Consider the following 25,943-nt stretch of genomic DNA (forward strand, 5'->3'; position numbering starts at 1 on the left):
GCCCAGCGATGCGCCGAGATGACCGCCCGTCGTGGACACCGTCTCGACCGTCTCGGAGCGAAGCTCGTCCGCGACCTGCTTCAGCTGGTCGACCGACAGGTTCCGCAGGTCTACAGGGTGCGAAACACGGTCCAGTAAAGGAAAGCGCCCACGCGTGGGGATGGATCCTGACGTATCGCTCATGGCTTTCAGCTCCTGCGCTCTACGACGTAGCGCGCAAGGTCGCGCAGCCGATCAGCTTTCTCACCAAAGATATCGAGGGCATGACAGGCGCGCTCGGCCAGCTTCCCGGCTTCCTTGCGTGCGCCGTCGATACCAAGCAGCGCCACGAAAGTGGACTTCTCGGCAGCCTGATCCTTGCCAGCCGTCTTACCGAGTTCTTCCTCGGTCGCCGTCGCGTCCAGAACATCGTCTGCGATCTGGAAGGCTGCGCCGATATCACGACCGTAACTTGCGATACGCTCGCGCTGTTCGGGATTCGCACCGCCCAGAATCGCACCGGCCTCAGCCGAATAGCGAATCAGGCAACCGGTCTTCAGAGCGTGGAGATGACTGACTTCCTTGAGGGAAAGGGCGCGTCCCTCGCCTTCCATGTCGATCATCTGACCGCCGACCATACCGGCTGCACCGGAAGCCTGCGCCAGAGCCAGCACCAGCTGGATACGGACAGCCGCATCCGGGTGCGTCTCAGTCTCGGCCAGCACCTCGAAGGCGCGCGTCTGGAGCGCATCGCCAGCAAGAATGGCTGTCGCCTCATCGAATTTGCGATGGGTGGACGGCTGACCACGGCGAAGATCATCGTCATCCATCGCAGGCAGATCGTCATGCACGAGGGAATAGGCATGCAGCATCTCGACCGAAGCCGCAGCGCGATAGGCCCCATCCTCGCCATTCTGATCCGGGAACAGGGACGCCACTTCCGCCACAAGATACCCACGCAGGCGCTTGCCGCCTCCCAGCGTTGCATAACGCATGGCGTCGATCACGCGCGCCTCAGGTCCATCCACGCGGGGGATCAGCCGATCAAGCATGACCTCCACGGCAGCAGCGCGTTGCTTGAGGGACGTGCTCAGCGCTTCAGATGACTCGCTGGAAGAAGCGGGGCTTTGGCTTGCGCCGGGGTTGGTCATGACGAACTTCAATCCACGTTCTTGGCGTCAAGTGAGCCGTCAGCCCGTTTGACGATAGCCTGCACGCGCTCTTCAGCCTCGCGCAGTTTACTTTCACAGTGAGCACGTAATGCCGCACCGCGTTCATAGGATGTGATGGCCTCTTCGAGCTTGAGCTGTCCGCCTTCAAGGCTCCGAACGATACGCTCAAGCTCGGTGAGGGCGTCCTCGAAGGACAGGGAATTCGTCTCGCCCGTCATGTCAAATAGCATCCTCAATGGGTCATCAAGCCGCTGCCCTTACCCCGCAGACACGCCGATGCCAAGACCGAAGGTGAAATTCAGAGGCTACTTTTCCCTGCGAAATTGACGATTTTGCAGCAGATGTCGCCTCTCCGCATCAGGTCAGTGACCCACTCAGGCAGGTTCGTCATTCTTTTTGCGGATCACGAAAGACAGCACACCCGCCTCCTCTCCGAATGCGACAAGGGCATGCCCGGTCTCCCGGCAGAAGCTGCGAAAATCGGCTGAAGACGCACGATCAGTCGCCAGCACGCGGAGATGGTCTCCGGCGGCAAGCGTCCGGAGGGCCCTGTTGGCTTTCAGGACGGGCAACGGACAGGAGAGACCTCTCACATCCAGAAGAGTCTCGCTCATGTTTTCTCTCCCTGATTGCCAGCACCTTAACTGCGCGTAACGCCGGACTGTTTTCCCATCCCTGAATTCTGCCCGGGTCTGGAACATGACTGCACTATCTGCTTTGAAGTAATCTTAACAGATCGTTTCGCACGATACGCAGTAACGGACAGTCAGCATGAACAGCATACGCCTTGGAATCGACCTGGGTGGCACCAAGATCGAAGTCGTGGCCATGAGCCCGGCCGGGGATATCCTTCTGCGTGAACGCGTGCCGAATCCGGGATCATACGAACCCATGATGATCGCCATCCGGGATCTGCTGGACGCCACGACCGCAAAACTGGGAGTGGACGAAAGCAGTCGGGGCGCGCGTCTGCCTTTCGGAATCGGCATACCCGGCTCGATCGACGACACGACAGGCCTGATCAAGAACGCCAACGCCACATGGCTGAACGCCATGCCGTTCGGCGTCGATCTCCCCCAGGTCACGGGGCGTCAGGTCCGCGTTGAAAACGACGCCAACTGCTTCGCCCTGTCGGAGGCCATCGACGGCGCGGCAAGCGGACGCAATATCGTATTCGGCGTGATCATCGGCTCCGGCATGGGCGGCGGTCTTGTCGTGAACCGCAAACTGCTCAGCGGGCGTCATCATATCGCGGGTGAATGGGGGCATATCCCCCTTCCCTGGCCGCGCCTGGAAGAGTTCCCGATGCCGCGCTGCTTCTGTGGAAACGAGGGATGTCTCGAGCGCTTCCTGTGCGGCCCGGCTCTGGCGGCGGCATGGAAAGGTGAAGGGTCCCGCAGCGCGGAAGGCATCGAGGAAGCAGCAGCCGCCGGTGACAGGAAAGCGCAGGCGGCCCTTGATTCCTATGTGGACTATCTGGCCCGCGCCTGCTCTCTCATCATCAACCTTCTGGATCCCGACGCCATCGTCTTCGGCGGCGGCGTGTCCAACCTGAAAGCCACCCTCGCACGCGTGCCGGGCCTGCTCCCGCGCAATGTCATTACGCCCGTGTGCAGGACAGAACTGCTTGTCAACAAACATGGAGACAGTTCAGGTGTCCGGGGGGCTGCATGGCTTTGGGACATCGAGGAAATCCGCTAAATGCAGGCAAATACCCGGTTCTGTGCCGGGACTGCCCAAACCTGTTCTGGCCACAGGGCGGCGCAGCCGTCTCACGCTGCCCGACCTGCGGCTCCCGCCGACTGGTCTCCCATCCTGAACTGACCCGCCTTTCCATCGCCCACGTCGATTGCGACGCCTTTTTCGCCAGCGTCGAGAAGCAGCGTCGCCCTGAACTGAAAGGGAAACCTCTTCTCGTGGGCGGCACGGGTGAGCGCGGGGTCGTCAGTACGGCCTGCTATATCGCCCGCCTGACCGGCGCCCGCTCCGCCATGCCAATGCGCCGCGCCCGTGAACTCTGCCCGGATGCCGTGGTTCTCTCTCCCGACATCTCGGCCTATCGGGTCGTGGCCGAGCACATCCGGGTCATGATGCGTGAACTGACGCCGCTGGTGGAAGTCAAATCCATCGACGAAGCTGTGCTGGATCTCTCCGGCACCCGTGAACTGCACGGAGCGCCACCCTGTGTCGTGGTCGCACGACTGGCCCTGCGGGTGGAGAAAGAGCTTGGCGTGACGATTTCCATCGGTCTCGCCACCAATACGCTGATGGCCAAGCTTGCCGCAGGGATCGACAAACCGCGTGGCTATGGCGTGATCGGCACTGAAGCCCGGGAATGGCTGGCTGACAAATCGGTCAGACTCCTGCCGGGGATAGGCAAGGCGCAGGAAGAATCGCTTCAGAGGCTTGGCCTGACAAGACTCGGCGCAGTCGCGTCTCTGACAACGGAAGAGGCGTTCCGTCGATTGGGACCGCGTGGACCGGAACTGGTGGCCAGAGCGAGAGGCGAAAGTTCCCGCAAGGTCACGCCTTTCCATCCGGTAAAATCCGTCAGCACCGAAGTGACATTCACGCGGGACATCCGCGATACGACCCTGCTGGAACGGGAATTGTGGGATCTCTGCGAACAGCTTGCGCTTCGCTTGAAACGCAAGGAAGTTTCCACACAGGGGATTTCACTCAAGCTGCGCACGGCCAGTTTCCAGACCCATAGTCGGGCAATGAAACTGCATACGCCGACCGTTCTTCCAGACCGCCTGTTTCAGGCTGCCCGAACGCTCCTCGCTGCGGAAGTCGGCGATACGGCTTTCCGGCTGATTGGCCTCGGCTCAAACGGCCTTGCGCCACTGGATGACGCCGATCCGCCCGATCTTGCTGACATGCAGACCCAGAGTCGGGTCGCCATGCAGCAGGCGATCGACACGCTACGCTCGCGATTTGGGAAGGCTGCCATTCAACGGGGACGGTCGCTGGGCGACAGGTCGGAGCAGTAACAGGCTCTGACCAGCGTCACCACGACGGCGGAGCGACGAAAAACTGTCAGATCAGACGTGAAAGCTCATCCCGCAGCCACAGCGGCCTTTTTCATTGGGATTGCTGAACACAAAACCGGACTCGAAATCGCCCGTCTGATAATCCATCTGTGACCCGATCAGAAACAGTACCGCCTTCTGGTCGATCAGCACCGTCACGCCCTGACTAGTGACACGCTCATCGCCGGGCGTTCCCGCCTCATCGACAAAGTTCATATCGTAGGCGTGTCCTGAGCAGCCTTTGGTGCTGACCGAGATACGCAGCAACTGTCCGGCGTTCGCGCCTTTATAGAGCGTCCGCAGACGATCGGCGGCTTTCTCCGACAGCGTGATGACCGGCGGCAGTTCACGCACCGGACGGGAGGGAGTCTGGCCTGCTGAAGTCTGTGTGTTCATCTCGGCGTCTCCGGACTCAGAACATGTTGAGGGCAAGGCGGGCCTCGTCGCTCATGCGCGACATATCCCACGGCGGATCCCACACGACATCGACCTCCGCGGAAGTGACGCCCGGCACCTTCTCCACGGCTTCCCTCACCTGCACGGGCAGTTCCTGCGCGCTTGGGCAGTTGGGAGCCGTGAGGGTCATTTCAACCTTCACCCGGCCGTCATCATGCAGATCAATCGCGTAGATGAGGCCGAGTTCATAAATATTCACCGGAATTTCCGGATCATGCACCGTAGCGATGGCGTCGATCACGGCGTCCTCGGAAGGTGCGCCCGTCGTCGGCTGCACTTCCCCGTCGGGCGTCCAGTGCGCAACCTGCCCCTGCTGCGCCTGTGCAGTATCCTTGTTTTCAACTGACAACTCGGTGTCCTGCGACGTCATCTTGCGTTCGTCCTGTGCGGGCATGGTATCGGTCATTGAGTGAGCGCCTCCCCCAGCGCTGTCCAGGGCAATGTCGCACACCGCAGGCGGGAGCGATGGGTTCTCAAAGGGCGGAATGCCTGTAACCCCACGGGTAAAACATCCTCATCCGCAATCATGTTCTGCGAAGAAGGCGTCTCAAGCATATCGGCAAACCGACGCCCCAGTTCAAGGGCGTCAGTAATGGAACTGCCTGTCACGGCCTCCGCCATCAGATCAGCAGAGGCCATGCAGATCGCACAGCCGCGCGTCTGGTGACGAACAGCGTGAATGGTCCCGTCGGTCGCACGCAGCGAGAGCGTCACACGATCGCCGCATACGGGGTTATTCCCCTGCACCGTCGCCGTCTCCTCTTCCACGCTCCCCGAAAACTCAGGCTTGCGGGAGCGGGAGAGGATCAGCGCATCGTAACAGGATGATCCGTCCATGACCGCCCTATACGAAAAACTGCCGGATACGCCTGAGCGTTTCCGCAAGTGTGTCGATCTCTTCTTCGGTCGTATAAATGCCGAAGCTGGCGCGTGCAGTGGCCGTCAGACCCAGACGGTGCATCAGGGGCTCGGCGCAGTGATGCCCGGCCCTGACCGCAATCCCGTTCCGGTCCAGCAGCGTGGCGATGTCATGCGGATGCACGTCTTCCATCGTAAAGGAGATGACGCCACCGCGCTCTTTCGGCTTTCCGACAACAGAGAAACCCGGAACCTCAGGCAGCACACGCAGGGCATGCGCTGTCAGTGCCGCCTCATGCGCACCGATGGCCTCGTAGCCAATGTTCTCGACCCAGTCGATGGCGGTTCCGAGCCCGATGGCTTCCACAATCGCTGGCGTGCCTGCCTCGAATTTTGCCGGAATGGGCGCCCAGGTGGACCGTTCGAACGTCACATGCGAAATCATGTCGCCGCCACCCATGAAGGGCGGCATGGCTTCCAGCAGTTCCCGACGCGCCCACAGCACGCCGATGCCTGTCGGACCATAAAGCTTATGGCCGGTAAAGACGTAGAAATCAACGCCGAGTTTCTGCACATCGATCTTGCGATGCACTACCGCCTGACTGCCATCAAGCAGGATTTTCGCGCCTGCGTCATGCGCCATCGTCACCAGACGCTCGGCCGGTGTGATGGTGCCCAGCACGTTCGACATGTGCGTGATGGCGACCAGAGCGACCCTGCCGTCTGAAAGCAGTCGACCATAGGCGTCCAGATCGAGATCACCGTCATCGGTGATGGGTGCGACACGCAGCTCGATCCCGGCCCGGTCACGCAGCATCTGCCACGGCACCAGATTGGCGTGATGTTCCATTTCGGAAATCAGCACGGCCTGTCCCGGCTTCAGCAGACTGCCGTAGGAGTAGGCGACAAGATTGATCGCCTCGGTGCTGTTGCGGGTAAAGACAATCTCCTCACGCGCGCCACCGAGGAAAGACGCCACCCGGTTCCGGGAGACCTCATAGGCTTCGGTCGCCCGTTCGCTCATCCAGTGCAGACCACGATGAATGTTCGCATATTGCGAGCGCATCATCTGCGCCATCGCGTCGATGACCACATCCGGCTTCTGGGCCGACGCCGCGCTGTCCAGAAAAACCAGCGGCTTTCCGTGGACCTTTTCCGACAGGATCGGAAACTGCGCTCTGATTTCAGCGATGTTCATGCGGTTTTCTCCGCAGCACCAACGCGCTGGCTCAGGGCTGCTGCGAGCGCCTGATGCAACACTGTCCGCAGCGCTTCGTCTTCGACAAGATCAACGGTTTCAACCAGAAAAGCCTCAACCAGCATCTGACGCGCCTGATCGTCGGGGATACCGCGACTGCGCAGATAGAAAAGCTGGTCATCATCCAGCGCGCCGACTGTCGCACCATGACTGCACTTGACGTCGTCTGCGTAAATCTCAAGCTCCGGCTTGGCGTTTATCTCGGCAGACGGCGACAGCAGCAGAGCCTGATTCATCTGATAGCCATCGGTCTTCTGCGCAACGCGCTCGACCAGAACCTTGCCCTGAAACACGGCGCGCGCCCGGTCAGACAGAACATTGCGCACGGTCTGACGCGAGATGCAGTCTGGCGCAGCGTGCGCAATCACGCTGGTAATGTCGCCAACCTGCGAAGCCGCCAGAAGCTGTGCGCCATTTACATGCACGGCAGCATGATCGCCATGCATCGTGGCATGCACTTCATGACGCGCCAGAACCGAGCCAAGACCAAGCGTGAAGCTGTCATAGGCGGCCCGTACGGCGATATCGGCATAAACGGTCGCCAGATGGACAGCGTTCTCGGCTTCCTGCTGGATCTTCACATGCGTGAGATGGGCTTTCTCAGCAATCGCGCATGTCAGAACCGGATTATGCAGATAAGCGCCAGCATTTTCAGAGGCGGCGATCTCGATGACCGAGAGCGATGCCTCCTCCCCAAGAGTGATGCTATGACGCGGATGGAATGACACATCGCTTTCCGTGCCAAGCGCCAGAGAGACGAGAACGACCTGCCCGGCCTGCGTGCCGGGAGCCACAGTGACCTGCACACCGTCATCAGCCAGCGCAGTGTTCAGCGCGACCATGCCCTCACGGTCGGGAGACGCCAGTATCCCGAAATCCGGTGACTGGACAAAGGATGTGCAGGACACGCCTTCCGGCAGGTCCGTCGATGACAGGGACGGCGCAAACCGGCCATTCACCAGCACCAGCCGCGGAAGGGCTGCAATCGCTGCGTCTGGCGGCAGGATACGCGCCAGCGCTGCCTGAGCGGCGGATTCGTCAAACCCTACGGGCGCATCGGAAAAGATACGTCCCGAGAGCGCCCGCAGATTGGTGTAATGCCACGCCTCGACACGCGGTGTCGGAAGCCCTGTGCGGGCCAGAGCACCAGCGGCGGCCTTGCGGTCCTCGCCTTTCACATCGGAAAGACGCGCCGCAAACGGCTCAAGACTCAGCGTGATCGGTGCGATGGCGTTCATGCCGCCTCCTTGAGAAAGGCTGCATAACCTTCCTCGTTGATCTGCTTGGCCAGTTCCGGACCACCACTACGGATGACGCGCCCCTTCGCCATGACATGCACGCGATCCGGGCCGAGATAATCGAGCAGCTTCTGGTGATGGGTAATCACCAGCGCAGAGAAGTCCGGTGAGCGAAGATTCTGCACACCCTCTGCGACAATCCGCAGCGCATCGACGTCCAGACCGCTGTCCGTCTCATCGAGAATGGCCAGCGTCGGCTGAAGCATGGTCATCTGAAGCACTTCATTGCGCTTCTTCTCACCGCCGGAGAAGCCGACATTGACATTACGCTTGAGCATATCGTCAGCCATCGAGAGATTCTTCGTGGCGGCGCGAACAGCTTTCAGAAATCCGACAGCGTCCAGTTCCGGCGCGTTGCGCGCACGGCGGACAGCGTTGACGGCGGTGCGCAGGAAATTAGCGTTGTTGACGCCGGGCAGTTCCACCGGCGTCTGAAATGCAAGGAAGATACCGGCTGCCGCCCGCTCTTCCGGCTCCATCGCCAGCAGATCCTCACCCTTGAACAGAGCCGATCCTGCCGTGACCTCATAATCCTCACGACCGGCGAGGACATAGGACAGGGTGGACTTGCCGCAGCCGTTCGGTCCCATGATCGCGTGCACTTCACCCGGCGGGATGACCAGATCGACGCCACGCAGGATTTCCTTGGGGGCGCCGTCGGCGTCAATGCTGGCGTGCAGGCCGGAAATCTTCAGTAATTCGCTCATTTCTTCCATTCCTCTCCGCACGTTCAGCCGACGCTGCCTTCAAGACTGATCTGCAACAGTTTCTGCGCTTCCACGGCGAACTCCATGGGAAGCTCCTTGAGAACTTCCTTGCAGAATCCGTTGACGATCAGACCAACGGCATCTTCCTGAGAAAGACCGCGCTGACGGCAGTAGAACATCTGGTCTTCGGAAATCTTCGACGTGGTGGCTTCATGTTCCACACGCGCCGTCATGTTCCGGCTTTCGATATAGGGCACGGTGTGCGCACCGCACTGATCGCCGATCAGCAGGCTGTCGCACTGGGTAAAGTTCCGCGCGCCCGACGCTCTCGGCATGATCTTCACCTGCCCGCGATAGGTGCTGTCGGACTTTCCAGCGCTGATGGTCTTGGCGATGATCGTCGAACGGCTGTTCCGGCCCAGATGGATCATCTTGGTGCCCGTGTCGGCCTGCTGGTGATTGTTGGTCACCGCCACCGAGTAGAACTCTCCCACGGAATCCTCACCCTGCAGGATGCAGGACGGATACTTCCATGTAATGGCCGAGCCGGTTTCCACCTGCGTCCATGAAATCTTGGCGCGTGCGCCACGACAGGCCCCACGCTTGGTGACAAAGTTGTAGATGCCGCCGCGTCCGTTCTCGTCGCCCGGATACCAGTTCTGCACCGTGCTGTATTTGATGGACGCATCTTCCATCGCCACCAGTTCCACGACCGCTGCATGAAGCTGGTTTTCATCGCGCATCGGCGCGGTGCAGCCTTCGAGGTAGGAGACTGAAGCCCCGTCCTCGACAATGATCAGCGTCCGCTCGAACTGTCCCGTGTTCTTGGCATTGATGCGGAAATAGGTGGACAGTTCCATCGGGCAGCGCACGCCCTTCGGCACGAACACGAACGAACCGTCCGTAAACACCGCCGAGTTCAGGGCCGCATAGAAATTGTCGGCGACCGGCACGACGCTGCCGATATACTGCTTCACCAGATCAGGATAATCGCGGATCGCTTCCGAGATCGGGCAGAAGATCACGCCCGCTTCCGAGAGCGTCTTGCGGAAGGTCGTGGCCACGGACACGCTGTCGAACACGGCGTCCACCGCCACCGGCAGACGGGCTTCCTCGCCCTCCGGCACTTCCACGCCCGCCAGCATCGCCTGCTCATGCAGCGGAATGCCCAGCTTCTCGTAGGTCCGCAGCAGTTCCGGATCGACCTCTTCCAGAGACTTCGGGCCGTCCTTCTTTTTCGGGGCGGCATAGTAATGCACGTCCTGGTAGTCGATCGGCGGATGCGTGACCTTGGCCCAGGTCGGCTCCTTCATCTTCAGCCAGGAGCGATAGGCCGCAAGACGCCATTCCAGCATCCATTCCGGCTCTTCCTTGCGGGTCGAGATCAGACGGATGATGTCTTCATTCAGGCCTTTCGGCGCGACATCCATCTCGATGTCGGTCTCAAAGCCCCATTCATAGGAGGACTTGCCGAGCTTCTCGACCTGCTCACGGGTTTCTGTAACGGCTGGCATGACCCACTATCCTCCAAACGTCCCGGCCGTTGCGGCCGTCGCCCTGTTGCCTTGCGGCGCGGTGTCCGCGGACACCTTTTCAACCGATCGCCTGCGGCCCGGCGCATTGCTCATCTCAGCCATCCGGGCGATGGAAATTCCGGACAGCGTATCCCGGATGGCGTCATTCACTACATCCCAACTGCCGTAAAGAGTGCAGTCACCATTGTCGCACCCAGCCCCGCCAGTGACGCATGCCGTCAATGAGATCGGCCCATCCACAGCGGTGATGACCCGTGCTATGGAAATCTCTTCCGGCTTCAGGGCCAGTCGATAACCACCCCGCGCTCCGCGCTGGGAAACGAGCAGGCCATCAGAAGCCAGCGCCTTGAGAACCTTGGCCACGGTCGGCTCCGGCACGCCGGTCTCGACCGCAAGGGCTGGTGACGTGACAACGCCATCATGCCGTCCAAGGTTAACGAGGGTCAGAACAGCGTAATCCGCCAGTTTCGACAGCCTGAGCATGGTTTCCGTCCGTTGCGGCGGGGCTTCCGCCATTGAGGACCAATTCGGTCCTGTTTAAGGACAGATGGAACGCCGGAGGCCTCACGTCAAGCTCAAAGCCTCGTGAGAGATCACGGCAGAGCGCAATGCTGCACCCTGCCGACAGACCGTCCAGAACAAGTGTCTGAAGGTTTTGGGCTCTGCCCTGCCCCCGCCAAAGGCGTGCCTTTGGAAACCGTTTATCATCAACAAATTAAGGACGAAGGAACCTGCCGCCTCTTTTCAGAGACAGACAGATCCCGTCAGCTTCTCCAACCATCACCCCATAAAGTCGTCCGTATCAGCCGAACGCGCCGATCCCGTGCATGAGCGCCACGCTGATTTCGCGCATCATCTGGAACATCTCCCGCATGGGCTGGAATATCTCGTCATGTTCCTGACTGTAGGAGTTATCCACCTGCGGTCCGGCAGGTTCATGGAAATTGTAATCCAGTTTAGAGCCGCCTCTCGGGAAGATGGCGTCCAGTTCCCGCAGCACGGACGGGATTTCCAGACAGAGAATACGCTGCATCATCACCTCGCGGGTGAAATTCCCGCGCGGCATGAAGAACGGAATCTGGGTCGCCAGCACCCATATCTTTTCGATCAGGGCAATCCGGATGGCGTGCAGCAGCTTTTCAGCCGGATGAATGGTCGGGGCCTCCGGCCAGATGGACCGCAGGGCCAGATGATCCTCCTGTATCCGGCGGAACATGGACTGCGTGTCCGCCCAGAAATCCAGTCGCTCCAGATCATGCATCACCGAGAGATAGCGCTCACGCTTGCCTGAACGCGGCTCGGCGGTTGCCCGGTCCAGCCAGTAACCCGGATCCAGCAGCCAGATCACGCTGCGCAGAACCTGATCATCCGAATGCGCCAGCGCGTGCGCGGCGAAATCGAGCGCACGCCGGAACCGGGCGCTGCCCTCCCGGAACGTCTCGAACGTCTCCGGATGACGACGCGCCGCCGAGCCGAGCCCCTGAATGGTGTTCGCGCACCAGCCAAGCTGCTGAAGAATGGCGTTATTCGGGATCGCCCGGAGCTGGCTCGGATGCGTGATCCGTGGCGACACGCCGCCGCCCTCGCTCTGACGCGCCGCAGGGCGCGAGCCGGTCTTGTCGATCAGGGACGGACCGAACGCCCCGAGCACATCGGCGTAACCGGGGTCCGCCACCAGTCCTGTCATGGCGTCAGCGATCGTGGAGAAGAAATCCGAGGAAAAATCGGGCTCGTCATAGACCGGATCGTCATGGCGGGTGGCGGGTTCGAATGTATGTTCCGCGATGGTGACCACACTCGCCGTCGCCAGTTCCGGCGTTCCGAACAGCAGATAGCCGTCGCCGCCCTGAAACGCGCTTTCCTCACGGTATTTCACGCCGCGTTCAGCGAACTTGGCCCGCACATGCATGGGCGAAAGATACGCGAATCGATCAGACAGGCGGAAGGGATGACCACCGCGTCCAACGCTCTCGCCATGTGTGTCGAACAGAACGACCTCGACATCCTCCATATCCCAGACATGGAGCAGATCAAGGATCTTCAGGCGCAGCCTTTCGATCAGATAGGTCGCGGCAAGCTGCCCCACATAACGACCGGAATCGGAGTAACCGAACTGAAGGCAGAGCCGCCCGGTCTTGCGGAGATATTCCCGCCAGTGGGGAGAGCGGAGCGCTTCCTCAATGATATGCGCTCCCCCCATCAGGGCTTCACGCGTCTCGAACAGCGGCGAAATCTCGATCTTGTCGTCGATCCCGAAATGCCTGGCGAGCCAGAGAGCCGCCAGCAGCGTGTAGCCGCTCTCCGTCTCTGCGATCAGGAACCGGACCAGTGTCGTCGAATCGATATGCTTGACGATCTGGGCGACCGTCATCATCAGCCTGGCGGCGGAGGCCTGCTCGACCAGCAGCGCCCCGAAATCGACCGGCACGGCGGAGACGCTTTCCAGCGCCTCGTTGATATGGGCCAGCAGCGCCCGACGGTGGGCCGGGTCGGCGGGATCGTCCGTAAAACGCAGACGCTGGCGGATCACATTGTGAAGCTGCGTGGCGTTCAGGCGTGTATGGCTGTGGGACGCCGACATGCCATGCGCAAAGAACCCCGCCCGGGCGACGGCGACCGACAGGGCGGCTTCCGGAGAGGCCGTGTCGATCACATCCTGCAATGCGTCGCCCAGCACAGCCGGATCAAGAATGGCGGCTTCCTTGTGATCCACGATGAGGGTGGCGAACTCCACCGTCGCTTCCAGATCAGCACTTTTCGGACAGGCCGCGATCTGGGCTTCCACCGTGTAGCAGGCGCGGGACAGGCGGCTCAGCAGCGTGGCCGCTTCGGCGCCGGAATCGACAATCTGCTGACGAAGCCGCTGCAACTGGAACAGCTTCATCTTCAGACGCAGGCGGAGCGTGTCCCACCAGCCAATATCCGTGCGTCCGTCCGTGTCATATCCCACCCAGCTCGTCATGATGATCGGACGGGGGACGATGGAGGACCAGGCTTCCGGCCATGTTTCACTCGCCGCGCCGAGCAGTTCCACATTCAGCCTGTCGAGCGCGTCCCGCCCCCGGAGGATCGCTGCTGAGGCGAGCGTGAATTCTTCCTCCAGCGTGGGAGGGGCCTTGCGACGATGTGAAAGCATATCCGGCGCGACATCCTGCGGCTCCGGGGCAGACGCGTAGCTGGCGAGCGCCGCATACACCTCGTTTGCGACCGCAAAGGTCGGGTGCGCCGTAAAAACAGCCGCGTACCGGGTGCGCTCGAGCTCATTCCTGAAACAGGCAAGCGCTTCCGTGGCCGTGCGAGATGGGACGTCGGCCCCTTCGCTGTCGTTCGTGCGGCCAAACGCCGTATCCAGAACCTGCCGGACCACACCTTTCAGGCGGTCTTCGGTGACAGAAGAACTGGTTCCCCCCGGATAACGGTGCAACCGTGTCGCCCGCCGCAGAAAGGCGTCATCACGTAAGTGCCTGATGACGATTTGCAGGTCAGCAAGAGACGCCTTGCCCTGTTCCAGCAGGGTGGAGACACGCCAGGCTGTCGACAGGACATCATTCCCCGTCACTTCCGCTGGGGGCTGGGTGTATTCCTCTCCTTCTTCCGCTCCATCATGAAGATTTCCCATCGCCAGAATGGCGCGGGCACCGGCAGAAAGAGCGCCGCCCTTCGCAATCAGCGGAAAACCGGGAGACGAATGCGCAGCAGCCATTGAAACTTCTCTCTGTCATAAGAACGGGCATGATCGACAGGATGATACGATACAGCAACCTTATCGGAGCATGTCGAAGCGCATTTGGGAAGAGCGTCCTGCCGATGCTATTAACCTCGTGATGAACACGCAGACGCACCCGGATGATGAAGCCCACCGCACTCTGGCGCGCCAGAAACGGGCGGCGACCAGCCTTCTGGCCCTGATGGCCGGTCTGACAACGGTGGGTTATCTCGCCCCTGCCTATGGTCTGCTTCACGAAAGTCTGTGGCTCGGCACATTGCGGGCTGGCGCCAAGGCGGGTGTCGTCGGCGGACTGGCGGACTGGTTCGCCGTCACGGCGCTGTTTCGCCATCCGCTCGGTCTGCCGATCCCGCATACGGCGATCATCCCGGCGCAGAAGGAGCGGCTTGGCCTCGCGCTGGGGCGGTTTGTCACAACGCAGGTCTTTACCGAAGAAGAAATCGGTCGTGTTCTTTCCAGGGTCGATCTGCCCGGCTTTGTCGCCAATATCCTGTCCGATCCCGCAACAGCCAACACGCTGACCAGCAGCCTGATGGGCGCGGTTCCGCAGATGCTGGAACGGCTTGAGGACGGTCGGGCGAGCGCGGCCATTGGAAAGAGCCTCCCCCTTCTGCTTGGCGGCAGCAATCTTAGTCCGGTCATTGCGCGCGGTCTGCGTTCCCTCGTGGACGGCAACCAGCATCAGGAAGTGCTCAGTTTTCTTCTGCGGCAACTGAAATCGGGATTACAGGCCAAGGAGCCCGCGCTCCGGGCCATGATCGAGGCCCGTGTGCGCGAGCAGGGGGGCAGGCTGGTCGGTTGGGCGATCGGCGGATCCATTGCCAACAAGGTGCTGGCCGCGGCCAGTGAAGAGCTGGATCGCATCAATCCGGAAGATTCCGCCATCCGGGAAGGCTTCACGGAATGGGTCCGTAGCGAAATTGACCGGATCGAGCTGGACCCCAGCCGTTCCGAGGAGATTTCCCACACACTGCGTTCGGTCTTCTCCCATGAATCCATGGTGGGCTGGGGCGCGGACATCTGGGCGCGCATGAAACGCATGATCGAGGCGGACATCACGCGTGATGATGGCTGGACCTCCACGCTGGTCCGCGAGACGCTGAGCCGCATGGCGATTCAGGCGCGGGAAGATCCCGCCATGCGCCAGCGCATCGAGGAAGCGGCGAGAAAAGGCATCACCCGGTCCCTGCCTTATCTGCGGGAGCATCTGACGACCTTCATCGCCACCGTGGTCGGCAACTGGGATGCGGATGTCGTTTCCGAAAAGCTGGAGCTGCGGGTCGGCCGGGATCTTCAGTATGTCCGCGTCAATGGCACACTGGTCGGCTTTGGAGTGGGCGCCATCCTGTCCCTGATTCTCTCGCTTGTTTTCGGGATCAACGGCCAGTAACCGGCGAATGACGGAGCAGAAGGCGGTTCAGAACATCTGCTCATAGCGGGAAGCAGGCCTGTCGCCCTGAAAATACCTTTAAAAGTTCCTGCCGTAAGTACTCCCCCTCTTTTGTAATCCGGTGTATCTCAGGACGGGAGAGACAGTGGCAACATCTGTCTTGATGAAGGCCCCCATCGGGCCAGACAAACTCATAAGGATACCGTCATGCGGTTCTTCGCTTCAAAGGCCCTTCTCGCAGCAACACTGATGGTGGGTGCGCCTGCTCTGGTCGTGTCAGCAGCCCAGCCTGCTGCCGCACGCTCTCACCACAAGCACCACAAATCCTCTTCCAAGACGAAGACGGACGCCGAGAAGGCGGAAAGCAAATCCACCGATGCAGGCACGGCTGACCTGAATGCGAAGAGCCTGTCCGCTGCCCAGCAGGACAAGGTGCCTGCTATCGGCGCAGCAGCTCCGACCGCGCCGTCCGTCCCGGCAGTTCCTTCCGTTCCGGCTGCTCCTTCCGTTCCGGCTGCTCCTTCTGTTTCGGCTCCGGCTGTTCCGGCAGCACCGTCCGTTCCGACTCCTTGATCGGCTTTACGGCAGACAGGGGGTGTCGGGTTTTTATAACCCGGCACCCCTTTTTTATGGGAAGATAGCCAACAGACCCGACGGCTGACGCTGGCGGCCACTCCTTCGGGATGATCGACCCGTCTGATTCGGAAAAGCGGCTGTGAAGTCCCGCTCCTCTCAGTTCCCGCGACAGAGTCCCTCCAGCAGCACGTCGAGCGCAGCCCGCACCGGCTCCTTTCCGACCTTCTCCTCCAGAAGCTGACCACTGATCGCCAGCATGGCCAGACCATGCACCTGCGCCCAGCAGGCCGCCGCCTGCGCGCTGATCGCGACCGGCTGGAAGCTGCCGTCACGTTGCCCGTCTTCCAGCAGACGCAGGAGGATTCCGAACGTGTCCATGGCCGCGTCATGGAGTGGCTGGTCTGCGGTCTTGTCGGCGTCGGCACTGAACATCAACCGATAAAGACCGGAATTCCGCAACGCGAAATCGATGCAGGCCTGTGCTCCGGCGACAAGTTTTTCGCGTGCGGACGCGCTGTCTGACGATATGGCTGTCGTCATGGCCTCCCCGAGCCTGACGAAACCGATCCGGGCCAGTTCCCGAAGCAGCTCTTCCCTGTCACGGAAATGCTTGTAGGGAGCGGCATGGCTGACGCCGGTGCGCCGAGCCACTTCCCGCAGGGTGAAGGCCCAGTTCTGGTCCGCGGTCAGCATGGCGAGCGCCGTGTCGATCAGCGCGCGACGCAGATCGCCGTGATGATAGGGACGTTCCTTCGTTTCACTCATTCGTGAGGCCATGTTTACACAAGAAACTTTCATTGACACCCAAACGTCATGCTCAATATTCTGCCTGCACAAGTTTCTCCTGTAAACATGGAGGACGCAATGTCCGATACTGTTTCAGCTACCGTTACCTCCGCCGACCTGCACCGTATTCTCGACCGCCAGCGCGCTGCGTTCATGCGAAAAGGACCACCCGGAAAGGCGCAACGACGCGCAGACCTGCGTCGCCTGAAAGCCGAAATCCTGAAGCGACGTCCCGAGATCGTACGCGCCCTGAAAACCGATTTCGGTCAGAGATCCGAACGGGAAAGCGCCATTGTGGAACTGATCCCGCTGGTGCAGTCGATCAATTACATGATCGCGCATCTGGGGCACTGGATGAAACCGGAGCGTCGTCACGTATCAGCCTATTTCCAGTGCGGGCGCGCATGGGTGGTCCGGCAGCCGCTGGGGGTCGTGGGCATTATCGCGCCGTGGAACTATCCGGTCTCGCTGGCCCTCGTGCCGCTAGCGACAGCGATTGCGGCCGGTAACCGCGCCATGCTCAAACCGTCGGAACTCACGCCAGCCACGTCCGCAGTGATCAGTCAGATCGTGCAGTCTGTCTTTCCTCCTGAGCAGGTTGCCGTCGTCACTGGCGACGCCGAAGTGGGCGCGGCGTTCTCTTCCCTGCCCTTCGATCATATCCTGTTCACCGGCAGCACGGCAGTCGGCAAAAAGGTCGCCGAGGCAGCCGCACACAACCTGACCCCGGTCACGCTGGAACTGGGCGGCAAATCCCCTGTGGTCATTGAGGCCGGCTCTTCGCTGCAACGGGCGGCGAACCGCATAGCTTTCGGCAAGCTGACCAACGCCGGACAGACCTGCATCTCGCCGGATTATGTGCTGATTCACGAGGGGGAACAGGAAGCTTTCGCCACGGCCTATCAGGCGGCTGTGAAAGAGCTACATCCGGGTGGATACGCCGGATCCCCTGATTACACCGCCATTCTGAACCAGCATCACTATGAGCGGCTGAGCGGTCTGGTCAGCGACGCGGAGAAACATGGCGCCCGCGTCATCAGGATGGGCAGCGATTCAGCCGCCAGTCATGTTCTTGCGCCGGTTCTTCTGCTGAATGTCACACCAGAGATGGCGGTGATGCAGGAGGAGATTTTCGGGCCAGTCCTGCCGGTGCTGACCTACAGGACACTCGACGACGCGATCGCCTTCATCAACGCCCGCCCCCGACCACTGGCCCTGTATTACTTTGGAGAAAAGTGCGCCGAGCGGGACAGACTTCTCAACCGCACGATTTCAGGGAACGTCACGATCAACGGCACATTGATGCACTACGTGCAGGACGACCTGCCGTTCGGCGGCGTAGGGGATAGCGGCATCGGGGCGTATCATGGGAAGGAAGGGTTCATGACGCTCACTCACCCTCGCGGCATTTACAAACAGGGTCGTTTCAATGCGGCGACACTGCTTCAGCCGCCTTTTGGAAAACTGGCGGAGATCATCACGAATTTCATTCTGCGATAAGCGGAAAACGGATGGGCGGCATGTTTCCACCCGGAGATGACTCTTCCCGGGCTGTCACGGGTCGTCGGCACTCCGCTTATTCTGCCTCACTCCGGCGCGGCCGCCAGCGATGTTTCCGGCTGTCTGTAGCCACCACTCCGGAGCCAGCAGGTTGGCGATTTTCTGAAAGCGCTGGCCGCTACCGGGAAGCGCTCAAGATGGACCTTTAACCCGCATTCCCCAAAGAGATGCAGTTCTTTCGAGCCCGTTCCGACTTCCCGGAGAAACTTCTGTCCCGCGCCGCACACGGGACAGCCGACCCGCCCCCTTTACGGAGAGCCCCGTCTCAGGCTGCTTCCGTCAGAGCAGGTTCTTTTGAGAATGCCGCCAGCGGAACCTCCGCGAACAGGGTTTTCAGCGCCGTCACCATCTCGTCCATCATCTCGTCCGTATGGAACGGTCCGGGCGTCAGACGCAGCCTTTCCGTTCCCTGAGGGACCGTCGGGTAGTTGATGGGGGTCGCATACAGCCCGTATTCGTTCAGAAGCCGCTTGCTGATGACCTTGCACCGTTCGGCATTACCGACAGGCACAGGAACGATGTGGCTCGGCGTCATGGTGAACGCCACGCCCGCCGCCCGCATCTTGGCGCGGAAGGTGTTCACCCGCTCGAACATCTTCTCCCGCCGCCAGTTCTGCGCGCGCACCATCTTCACGCTGGCCAGTGCCGCCGCCACGACTGAAGGCGGCAGGGACGTTGTGAAGATGAAGCCGGAGGCCGTGGAGCGCAGGTAATCGACGATCTGGCTCGACGCCGTGATGTAACCGCCATGCACGCCGAACCCCTTGGCCAGCGTGCCTTCAATGATGTCCACCTGATCGGCGACACCATCGCGCTGGGTGACGCCGCCGCCCTGCTCGCCATAGAGACCGACAGCATGGACCTCGTCGATGTAGGTCAGGGCGTTGTATTTGCGGGCCAGCGCACAGGTGCCAGCAATATCCGAAATATCGCCGTCCATGGAATAGACGCTCTCGAACGCGATCAGCTTGGGCGCATCGGCAGGAGCCGCCGCCAGTTTCGCTTCAAGGTCTGCGAGGTCATTGTGCTCGTAGATGACTGTCGTGGAGCCACGTGCGCCCTTGATACCGGCGATCATGGACGCATGGTTCAGACGATCGGAAAAGCATATCCAGCCTGGCATGGAGGTGAGAATTGTCTGGAGGCTGGCCTGATTGGACACGTAACCCGAGCCAAACAGCAGTCCGGCTTCCTTGCCGTGAAGCGCCGCCAGTTCGGCTTCCAGCGCCTTGTGGAGCGGACTGGTGCCCGCAATGTTGCGCGTGCCGCCCGCTCCGGCTCCGTGCTCACGGATGGCGCTGATAGCGGCCTCACAAACCTCCGGCTCCACGCCCATGCCGAGATAGTCATTTGATGACCAGACCACGACTTCCCGGCTGATATCGGTTTCCGGGAGCGCTTCCTCATAGACCGGATACCGCTCGGCATCGCGGGCCAGTGGGGTGAAAGTCCGGTATCGTCCCTGTTTTCTGATACCGGCGAGCGCCTCATCACAAAAATCGTAAAACGGGTGTCTCGCGTTACGAATCGTCACCCTGCCCCACTCCTGCTTCTGGCCAGTCCGCCGGAAGCGGACTTTACTTATTTTTTACGGCGCTCTGCCGGCCCTGATGTCCACAACAGGTAACAGAACGCCCCGTCAGAAACCCTCTTCCGCCCTGCTGGACTGAAGATAAATCCCCTGCTGACGAAGACGACCGTGCCTGCGACTCTGGCCCTGCTTCCATTCCGAACATACTTTGCGAAACAGAGCACATTCAGGTTGCCGACGCATGAAGACCATGTGTCGGTCGGAAACATTCAACGAACATATACCCGTATGGTGGGCTCCGTCACTGTCGAATCCGGCATGGCGGACATCTCCACCTGTGCAGGAGAGGCTCCGGCGGCAACGATTGCATCGGTCACGGCCTGCGCATCGGACGACACCAGACGAGACAGGGCGGTGCGAGTCGCATCCGGATCGGCTCCGGGCGGCGCCACGGCCTGCACCTGAAACAGGATGTTCGGCTTGCGATCCAGAGCCTTTCTGACGACCGCCCGCACCGGTCCACCCCATTCCTGCTCCGGCGTTCCGGCCACAAGCTGAATCAGTGGTGGAATGGGCGGTGGCCCCGGCGGTGGCGGTGGAATGTAGACTTTGGGCGGTCTGGACGCGCGGGGATTGAAGGTGCGCTGGTCCAGCAGGCCACATCCGTCGAGAGCCAGAACGGCCGCACCCATGACGCTGCCGCGAAGGACACTCCTCCGGCGCGGAGAAAAGGAAGGCATGGAGCCCTGCAAACGCGGAACGGGCGCCTTGCTGGCGGAAGAGGAATCAGACGGCATGGTTCAGACGGTCGCAGGAAGTTGGGCGTGGAGCAAGCTGCGTGCATACCGCTCCTGCGCAATGAGCGAAATCCTTTCCCGGGGAATACTTGCGGGAAAACAGACCCGACGCTTAATTATACTGACGACTGACGCACTCTTTCCGACCCGATTTCCACGTTATCTGCAGTCTGGACAGACCCCGGATGGCTCGCAAGCCACACCTTCCCATATTTTCAGACGACCCTCTGACCTTTGCCGAAGAAGCCCGCACAGCGGCTCTCAGGACCAAGGGTATGGCCGCTACGGCCATACAGGATATTCCGCATCCGTTCTGGCTCGTCTCGGCCCTTCTCTGGCAGCAGGCCGTCCGATTTGATCCTGAAAGTCCGCTCTGGCCGGATCGGGACCGTTTTTTTGTCTCGTCGACCCGCCTGCTCCCTCTGCGTAATGCGTTCCTCAATCTCGTCTCGACCTCCGCTCCTTCCAGCGCCGCGACGGAGCTGTTCGGACTGGCGGGAGCCTTGCCGGGGCAGGCCATCGCCGCCGCCTGCGGCATGACGCTGGCCGAGAAAATTCTTGCCGGACGCTTCGGCCGTTCCCTTGTCGATCATCGCACATGGCTGCTGGCCCTGCCGGGAGACCTTGAAACCGGCGTGGCGCTGGAGGCTGCGGCGCTGGCCGACCGGTTTCATCTGGATCGCCTGACAGTCATTGTCGCATCAGCCTCCTCCGCACCTGAGGAGAAGGCGGACCTCTCGCTGGCTGTGGACAGGATTGAAGCCTCCGGCTGGAGCATCCGGCGTCTCGACGGTGACGATACGACCGCCATTGCACAGGTTCTGGCCGCCACGCCCCGCGTCCGGAAACCCCGTCTCATTCTGTGTGAGACATCGGGTAAAACTCTCCCCTCATCCCCTAAAACGACCGACACCACGCCGCCTGCCAACTCTTCCGCTCCCAGGCGACGCGGCTCCGTCCAGCGGTCGTGGTTGCGCAGACTGACCCGGCATCCGCTGCGGGCCGAGTTCGAACGCACGCTCGAACGTCGCACGCCAGCCCGTCTTGAGGATGACTTTCTGCGCTATTCCAGTGCGCATCAGTTATCGGAACATGAAGAGGATGGACCTGAGCTCACCCTACTGCGCTCAGGTGTGGAAGCTCGGGAACGCCTCGCGGACCTGCTGCCCGAGTTTGTCTCGATGTCCGCAGAACATGCTCCCAAGAGCGCTGCCAGCTCACCCGGCGAGGCGGAGATTTTCGCCTGCGGTCCCCGTGAACCCGCAATGGTCGGTTTCATGAACGGGCTGGCGCTGCATGGGAGCATACTGCCCTGCGGCACAGCCAATCTTTCCTCGGCGGATCGCATGCGTCCGGCCCTGCGGTTCGCAGCACTCTCGCGGGAACGGCTCCTTTTCGTGCTGATCGAGGATGACCCCGAGGCGTCCGCCTGCCCGCCGTGGCAACAGGTTGAACAGCTCGCCAGCCTGCGCGCCATGCCCAATCTGGCGCTGTTTCGCCCGGCGGATTCGCAGGAAGTCGCGGCGGCGTGGCTGGCCGCTCTGGCATGGCGGCATGGTCCCGCCGTCATTGTTCTTGCACGACATCCCCGGCAAGATTCTACAGTCGGCAATCAGAACACCCTTCCCGCGCCCACTGACATCGCCGTGCCGTCCATCCGTAAAACCGAGCAGGGCGGTTATGTGCTGCTTGAGGCGAAAGGCGGTTCCAGCCATCGCGCCGTGACGCTGATCGCCTCCGGTCCTGAAGTCACCCTGGCGCTTCAGGCGCGGCATCGGCTTGAGAGTGAAGGCATCCTCGCTGCGGTGGTGTCCCTGCCCTGCTGGGAACTGTTCGAAAAGCAGAGCAGCACCTATCGCAAGGCCGTTCTGGGACAGTGTCCACGTGTTGCGATCGAGGCGGCTTCCGGCTTCGGATGGGAGCGCTGGCTCGGGGACACAGGAATTTTCATCGGAAGTGAGGAATTCGGAGTAGCATCCGGGTTCGACCCGTTATACCAGAGTTCTGGCCTTACGCCGGATGTCGTCTGCACACGTGTCCGCGCCCTGCTGGGAGTGGAACGGAAGCAGGAGGCCCGTGCGCGTATGGAAACCCAGAAACGCGGAGGGGACCCGCGACTACGCCCGTCCCCCATCGTAAAGTCCAACCAGCGCCCTGTTGCGGGGCGATAAAAAGAAGAACAAGACGGAGACAGAGCAGATGGCAGTCAAAATCGCGATCAACGGGTTCGGTCGCATCGGTCGCCTCGTCCTGCGCGGCATTATTGAGAGCGGTCGGACAGACGTTGTGCCTGTGGTCATCAATGATCTTGGCAGCGTGGAAGACAACGCTCACCTCCTGTCCTATGACAGTGTGCATGGTCGTTTCCCGGCTGAAGTGAAGGTGGACGGCAACAAGCTGCACATCACTGCAAATGGCCGCACATGGGACCCGATCACCGTGTCTTCCGAGCGCGACCCGTCCAAGGTGCCGCTTCAGGGCGTCGATGTCGCCATGGAATGCACGGGCCTGTTCACCTCCAAGGAGAAGGCTTCCCCGCTGCTCGCAGCCGGTGCGCGCAAGGTCATCATCTCCGCTCCGGGCGACGCCGTGGACGCGACCATCGTTTATGGCGTGAATCAGGACATCCTGACTTCCGACATGACGGTCATCTCCAACGCATCCTGCACGACGAACTGCCTCGCGCCGGTCGCCAAGGTTCTTGACGACGCGTTCGGCATCGTGCGCGGCTACATGGTGACGATCCATTCCTACACGGGTGACCAGCGCACGGTGGATACGCTGCACAAGGATCTGCGTCGCGCCCGCGCTGCCGGCCTGAACATGATCCCGACCTCAACGGGGGCCGCCCGCGCTGTCGGTCTGGTTCTGCCGCACCTGAAGGGCAAGCTGGACGGCACCGCCATCCGCGTCCCGACGGCGAACGTCTCGCTCGTGTCCCTCGATTTCGTGCCGAAAAACATCCCTGCCTCGGTCGAGGCTGTGAACGACGCCATCAGGAAGGCGTCCGAGTCCGGTCCGCTGAAGGGCATTCTGGCCTACAACACGGCGCCGCTGGTCAGCAGCGACTTCAACCATGCTCTGGCGTCTTCCACGTTCGACGCGACGCAGACCTCGCTTGTCGATGGCGGTCAGCTGATCCGCATCTGCGCATGGTATGACAACGAATGGGGCTTCTCGAACCGCATGTCCGACACGGCAGCGGTTTTCGGCGCACTCTGAGACTTTTCAGGCGGTCATCCTCGCTGGCATGACCGCCACCCCCGATCATGTTTCCCGGACGGTGCCTGCCCGAACGGGCTTACCGGCACGGGCGACTGGAAAGGCTAAAGCGATGGCTACCCTCTCCTATAATACGCTCGACTCTCTTGACCCACGCGGCAAGAAAATCCTCCTCCGTGCGGACCTCAACGTCCCTGTGCGTGATGGCGCAATCTCCGATCTGACCCGCATCGAACGGCTGGCTCCGACCATCAAGGAACTGTCCGACAAGGGCGGACGTGTGATTGTCGTCAGTCACTTCGACCGCCCCAAGGGCAAGGTCGTCCCCGAACTCTCGCTTGCACCGGTTTCCGAAGCACTGGCCAAGGTGCTGAGCAAGAAAGTGACATTCGTTCCGGACTGTCAGGGCAAGATCGCGCAGGATGCGGCGGCGGCCATGAAAGATGGCGACGTCATTGTTCTGGAAAACACCCGCTTCTATCCGGGCGAAGAGCAGAACGATCCGGAAATGGCGAAGAATCTGGCTTCACTGGCTGATGTCTACGTCAACGACGCCTTCTCCGCCGCACATCGCGCGCATGCTTCCACGGAAGGCGTGGCGCATCACCTCCCCTCCTTCGCTGGTCGCCTCATGGAGATCGAACTGAGCGCACTGGAAAATGCGCTGGAAAATCCTGAGCGTCCTGTTGGTGCGATCGTCGGCGGGGCGAAGATTTCGACCAAGCTCGACCTGCTCAACAATCTTCTTGAAAAAGTGGATATGCTGGCGGTCGGCGGGGCGATGGCCAATACCTTCCTCGCGGCGCAGGGCCTTTCGGTCGGCACTTCGGTCAAGGAAGAAAGCATGTTCGACACGGCCCGTGACATCATGGCCAAGGCGAAAGCGCGTGGCTGTGATCTGGTTCTGCCGGTCGATGTGATTGTCGCTTCCGACTTCATGGCGGGTGCGCCGACGGAAACGGTTGACGCCACGGCGATTCCGGATGGATGGATGGCGCTGGATATTGGTCCAAAGACCAGAGCACTCCTGATAGAGAAGCTTTCCACGCTGAAGACACTGGTCTGGAACGGACCGCTAGGTGTGTTTGAACTTCCCCCCTTCGATGAAGGCACCAATGCTGTCGCGCAGGCTGCGGCGAAGCTCACCAAAGAAGGCAAGCTGAAAACTGTTGCCGGCGGAGGCGACACGGTGTCAGCTCTGCGTCATGCCCATGTCCTGCATGATATGAGCTACGTTTCGACGGCAGGCGGCGCGTTCCTTGAGTGGCTGGAAGGCAAGCTTCTCCCTGGAGTAATCTCGCTCGGGGAAGCGGGACGAGAAGTCGCTCCTCTTTAAGAAACTCTTAATTGGCGTCAGGGTAACCTGACGTCATGATTTCGACCGATCTCATCTCCATCCTTTCCCGACCGGGTGACCGCGCCACGGCGTCGCGCGCCGGGCGTAAAAGAAGCATCGGTCGCGCCCAGACAGATGAGACTGAAGACTCTTCATCACGTCGTTCCCGTGGACTGATGGGCGGTCTGGATCTTGATGGTCCGATGCCCGTATTCCGACGCCGCGGGTATTATCTTGATCTTCTGATCTGATGTTTCCGTCTTGTAGGGGACCGCGTGCTACGTTACACAAACAGCGTGTGTCCGCGTAGCTCAGCAGGATAGAGCACAGGATTCCTGGATAATTGGGCGCCATGAGGGGAAACCGCATGGTGGATCTGCTCAAATTCGGGGAACGCTTGGCTTCTTCAGGTCATGCCGATCCCGAGCCAAGCCCGAAGCTTTTCGGGAAGGTGTAGAGACTGGACGGGCAGCACCTAAAGATCCGCAAGGATTCAGGGTGAAGGGACAGTCCAGACCACGAACGTCGCCTTTTTTTGGCGACGGCGGCGAAAGCCGAAGTGGTATGAATCCTGGGGCCGTGGGTTCGAATCCCGCCGCGGACACCATCGCCCAAACAAAACCGCAGAAGCCCGCCATTTTGCGAAGACGTTTTACAATTCCGGGATCGCGTTTTACAAAATAGCGCAACCCATCACTCTTTCACGCACCCCCTGACCACCCC

At 61.0% G+C, this 25,943-nt stretch carries 25 protein-coding genes; 9 read left to right on the forward strand and 16 right to left on the reverse strand.

What is annotated here, in order from left to right:
• The 4 genes from GVI59_RS16380 to GVI59_RS16395 all read right to left on the reverse strand — a co-directional run.
• Nucleotides 1-183 (reverse strand): 1-deoxy-D-xylulose-5-phosphate synthase N-terminal domain-containing protein (locus GVI59_RS16380; protein WP_173575153.1); only part of this gene is annotated, 183 nt, incomplete at its 3' end.
• Between the two features lie 5 nt (nt 184-188).
• The gene (locus GVI59_RS16385; protein ID WP_408736628.1) at nt 189-1,130 is read right to left on the reverse strand and encodes a polyprenyl synthetase family protein; all 942 of its coding nucleotides are present in this window, start codon (nt 1,128-1,130) and stop codon (nt 189-191) included.
• A gap of 8 nt (nt 1,131-1,138) precedes the next feature.
• Complete coding sequence (locus GVI59_RS16390) at nt 1,139-1,369, reverse strand: exodeoxyribonuclease VII small subunit (RefSeq protein WP_077813594.1); 231 nt, start codon at nt 1,367-1,369, stop codon at nt 1,139-1,141.
• Nucleotides 1,370-1,525: 156 nt separating this feature from the next.
• Entirely contained in the window at nt 1,526-1,765 is a 240-nt protein-coding gene (locus GVI59_RS16395; protein WP_173575154.1) for a sulfurtransferase TusA family protein, read from the reverse strand.
• 157 nt (nt 1,766-1,922) lie between these two features.
• Between GVI59_RS16395 and GVI59_RS16400 the strand changes: the two genes are divergently transcribed.
• Together GVI59_RS16400 and GVI59_RS16405 are read left to right on the forward strand one after the other, a co-directional pair.
• Nucleotides 1,923-2,852, forward strand: coding sequence for an ROK family protein (locus GVI59_RS16400; RefSeq protein ID WP_173575155.1), 930 nt, complete (start codon nt 1,923-1,925; stop codon nt 2,850-2,852).
• The gene (locus tag GVI59_RS16405; RefSeq protein ID WP_173575156.1) at nt 2,822-4,144 is read left to right on the forward strand and encodes a DNA polymerase IV; all 1,323 of its coding nucleotides are present in this window, start codon (nt 2,822-2,824) and stop codon (nt 4,142-4,144) included. The genes GVI59_RS16400 and GVI59_RS16405 overlap by 31 nt, the downstream gene beginning before the upstream one ends.
• Before the next feature lie 51 nt (nt 4,145-4,195).
• On the opposite strand, the gene GVI59_RS16410 is transcribed toward GVI59_RS16405, so the two are convergent.
• The 9 genes from GVI59_RS16410 to GVI59_RS16450 form a co-directional block, all read right to left on the reverse strand.
• Nucleotides 4,196-4,579: a HesB/IscA family protein gene (locus GVI59_RS16410; RefSeq protein WP_173575157.1), complete on the reverse strand. Its 384-nt coding sequence runs from the start codon at nt 4,577-4,579 to the stop codon at nt 4,196-4,198.
• Nucleotides 4,580-4,595: 16 nt separating this feature from the next.
• A complete protein-coding gene (locus GVI59_RS16415) occupies nt 4,596-5,045 on the reverse strand; it encodes an SUF system Fe-S cluster assembly protein (protein ID WP_173575158.1) in 450 nt (149 codons plus the stop codon).
• Nucleotides 5,042-5,476 (reverse strand): Fe-S cluster assembly sulfur transfer protein SufU, encoded by a 435-nt coding sequence (gene sufU, locus GVI59_RS16420; protein ID WP_173575159.1) that lies wholly within the window; start codon nt 5,474-5,476, stop codon nt 5,042-5,044. The genes GVI59_RS16415 and sufU overlap by 4 nt, the downstream gene beginning before the upstream one ends.
• A gap of 7 nt (nt 5,477-5,483) precedes the next feature.
• Complete coding sequence (locus GVI59_RS16425; protein WP_173575160.1) at nt 5,484-6,695, reverse strand: aminotransferase class V-fold PLP-dependent enzyme; 1,212 nt, start codon at nt 6,693-6,695, stop codon at nt 5,484-5,486.
• A complete protein-coding gene (sufD, locus tag GVI59_RS16430) occupies nt 6,692-7,993 on the reverse strand; it encodes a Fe-S cluster assembly protein SufD (protein ID WP_173575161.1) in 1,302 nt (433 codons plus the stop codon). Before sufD ends, GVI59_RS16425 begins: the two co-directional genes overlap by 4 nt.
• The gene (sufC, locus tag GVI59_RS16435; protein ID WP_173575162.1) at nt 7,990-8,760 is read right to left on the reverse strand and encodes a Fe-S cluster assembly ATPase SufC; all 771 of its coding nucleotides are present in this window, start codon (nt 8,758-8,760) and stop codon (nt 7,990-7,992) included. Before sufC ends, sufD begins: the two co-directional genes overlap by 4 nt.
• Before the next feature lie 23 nt (nt 8,761-8,783).
• On the reverse strand, nt 8,784-10,274 hold the full coding sequence (sufB, locus tag GVI59_RS16440; protein WP_173575163.1) for a Fe-S cluster assembly protein SufB: 1,491 nt from the start codon (nt 10,272-10,274) through the stop codon (nt 8,784-8,786).
• A 6-nt stretch (nt 10,275-10,280) separates the two neighbouring features.
• Nucleotides 10,281-10,778 carry an SUF system Fe-S cluster assembly regulator gene (locus GVI59_RS16445; protein WP_232878570.1) on the reverse strand — a complete coding sequence of 166 codons (498 nt, stop codon included), beginning with the start codon at nt 10,776-10,778 and terminating at the stop codon, nt 10,281-10,283.
• A gap of 319 nt (nt 10,779-11,097) precedes the next feature.
• Nucleotides 11,098-13,998, reverse strand: coding sequence for a phosphoenolpyruvate carboxylase (locus GVI59_RS16450; RefSeq protein WP_173575165.1), 2,901 nt, complete (start codon nt 13,996-13,998; stop codon nt 11,098-11,100).
• A gap of 70 nt (nt 13,999-14,068) precedes the next feature.
• Between GVI59_RS16450 and GVI59_RS16455 the strand changes: the two genes are divergently transcribed.
• Together GVI59_RS16455 and GVI59_RS16460 are read left to right on the forward strand one after the other, a co-directional pair.
• On the forward strand, nt 14,069-15,412 hold the full coding sequence (locus tag GVI59_RS16455; protein ID WP_242013178.1) for a DUF445 domain-containing protein: 1,344 nt from the start codon (nt 14,069-14,071) through the stop codon (nt 15,410-15,412).
• Nucleotides 15,413-15,619: 207 nt separating this feature from the next.
• Nucleotides 15,620-15,985: a hypothetical protein gene (locus GVI59_RS16460; RefSeq protein WP_173575166.1), complete on the forward strand. Its 366-nt coding sequence runs from the start codon at nt 15,620-15,622 to the stop codon at nt 15,983-15,985.
• Nucleotides 15,986-16,144: 159 nt separating this feature from the next.
• Here the strand turns inward: GVI59_RS16460 and GVI59_RS16465 are convergent, their stop codons facing one another.
• Nucleotides 16,145-16,753, reverse strand: coding sequence for a TetR/AcrR family transcriptional regulator (locus GVI59_RS16465; RefSeq protein WP_173575167.1), 609 nt, complete (start codon nt 16,751-16,753; stop codon nt 16,145-16,147).
• Between the two features lie 99 nt (nt 16,754-16,852).
• On the opposite strand from GVI59_RS16465, the gene GVI59_RS16470 reads away from it, so the two are divergent.
• Nucleotides 16,853-18,274, forward strand: coding sequence for a coniferyl aldehyde dehydrogenase (locus GVI59_RS16470; RefSeq protein WP_173575168.1), 1,422 nt, complete (start codon nt 16,853-16,855; stop codon nt 18,272-18,274).
• 325 nt (nt 18,275-18,599) lie between these two features.
• On the opposite strand, the gene hemA is transcribed toward GVI59_RS16470, so the two are convergent.
• Both hemA and GVI59_RS16480 read right to left on the reverse strand, forming a co-directional pair.
• Nucleotides 18,600-19,868 carry a 5-aminolevulinate synthase gene (gene hemA / locus GVI59_RS16475; RefSeq protein ID WP_173575169.1) on the reverse strand — a complete coding sequence of 423 codons (1,269 nt, stop codon included), beginning with the start codon at nt 19,866-19,868 and terminating at the stop codon, nt 18,600-18,602.
• A gap of 266 nt (nt 19,869-20,134) precedes the next feature.
• Nucleotides 20,135-20,662: a hypothetical protein gene (locus tag GVI59_RS16480; RefSeq protein ID WP_173575170.1), complete on the reverse strand. Its 528-nt coding sequence runs from the start codon at nt 20,660-20,662 to the stop codon at nt 20,135-20,137.
• Between the two features lie 185 nt (nt 20,663-20,847).
• Between GVI59_RS16480 and GVI59_RS16485 the strand changes: the two genes are divergently transcribed.
• The 4 genes from GVI59_RS16485 (at nt 20,848) to GVI59_RS16500 (ending at nt 25,471) form a co-directional block, all read left to right on the forward strand.
• The gene (locus GVI59_RS16485) at nt 20,848-22,833 is read left to right on the forward strand and encodes a transketolase-like TK C-terminal-containing protein (protein ID WP_173575171.1); all 1,986 of its coding nucleotides are present in this window, start codon (nt 20,848-20,850) and stop codon (nt 22,831-22,833) included.
• A gap of 28 nt (nt 22,834-22,861) precedes the next feature.
• Nucleotides 22,862-23,884, forward strand: coding sequence for a type I glyceraldehyde-3-phosphate dehydrogenase (gene gap, locus GVI59_RS16490; protein ID WP_173575172.1), 1,023 nt, complete (start codon nt 22,862-22,864; stop codon nt 23,882-23,884).
• A 112-nt stretch (nt 23,885-23,996) separates the two neighbouring features.
• Nucleotides 23,997-25,220 (forward strand): phosphoglycerate kinase, encoded by a 1,224-nt coding sequence (locus GVI59_RS16495; protein ID WP_173575176.1) that lies wholly within the window; start codon nt 23,997-23,999, stop codon nt 25,218-25,220.
• A 35-nt stretch (nt 25,221-25,255) separates the two neighbouring features.
• A complete protein-coding gene (locus GVI59_RS16500) occupies nt 25,256-25,471 on the forward strand; it encodes a hypothetical protein (protein ID WP_173575173.1) in 216 nt (71 codons plus the stop codon).
• Nucleotides 25,472-25,943: the final 472 nt, after the last annotated feature.

It is taken from the genome of Acetobacter sicerae (genome assembly GCF_011516765.1).
GTDB classification, from domain to species: domain Bacteria; phylum Pseudomonadota; class Alphaproteobacteria; order Acetobacterales; family Acetobacteraceae; genus Acetobacter; species Acetobacter sicerae.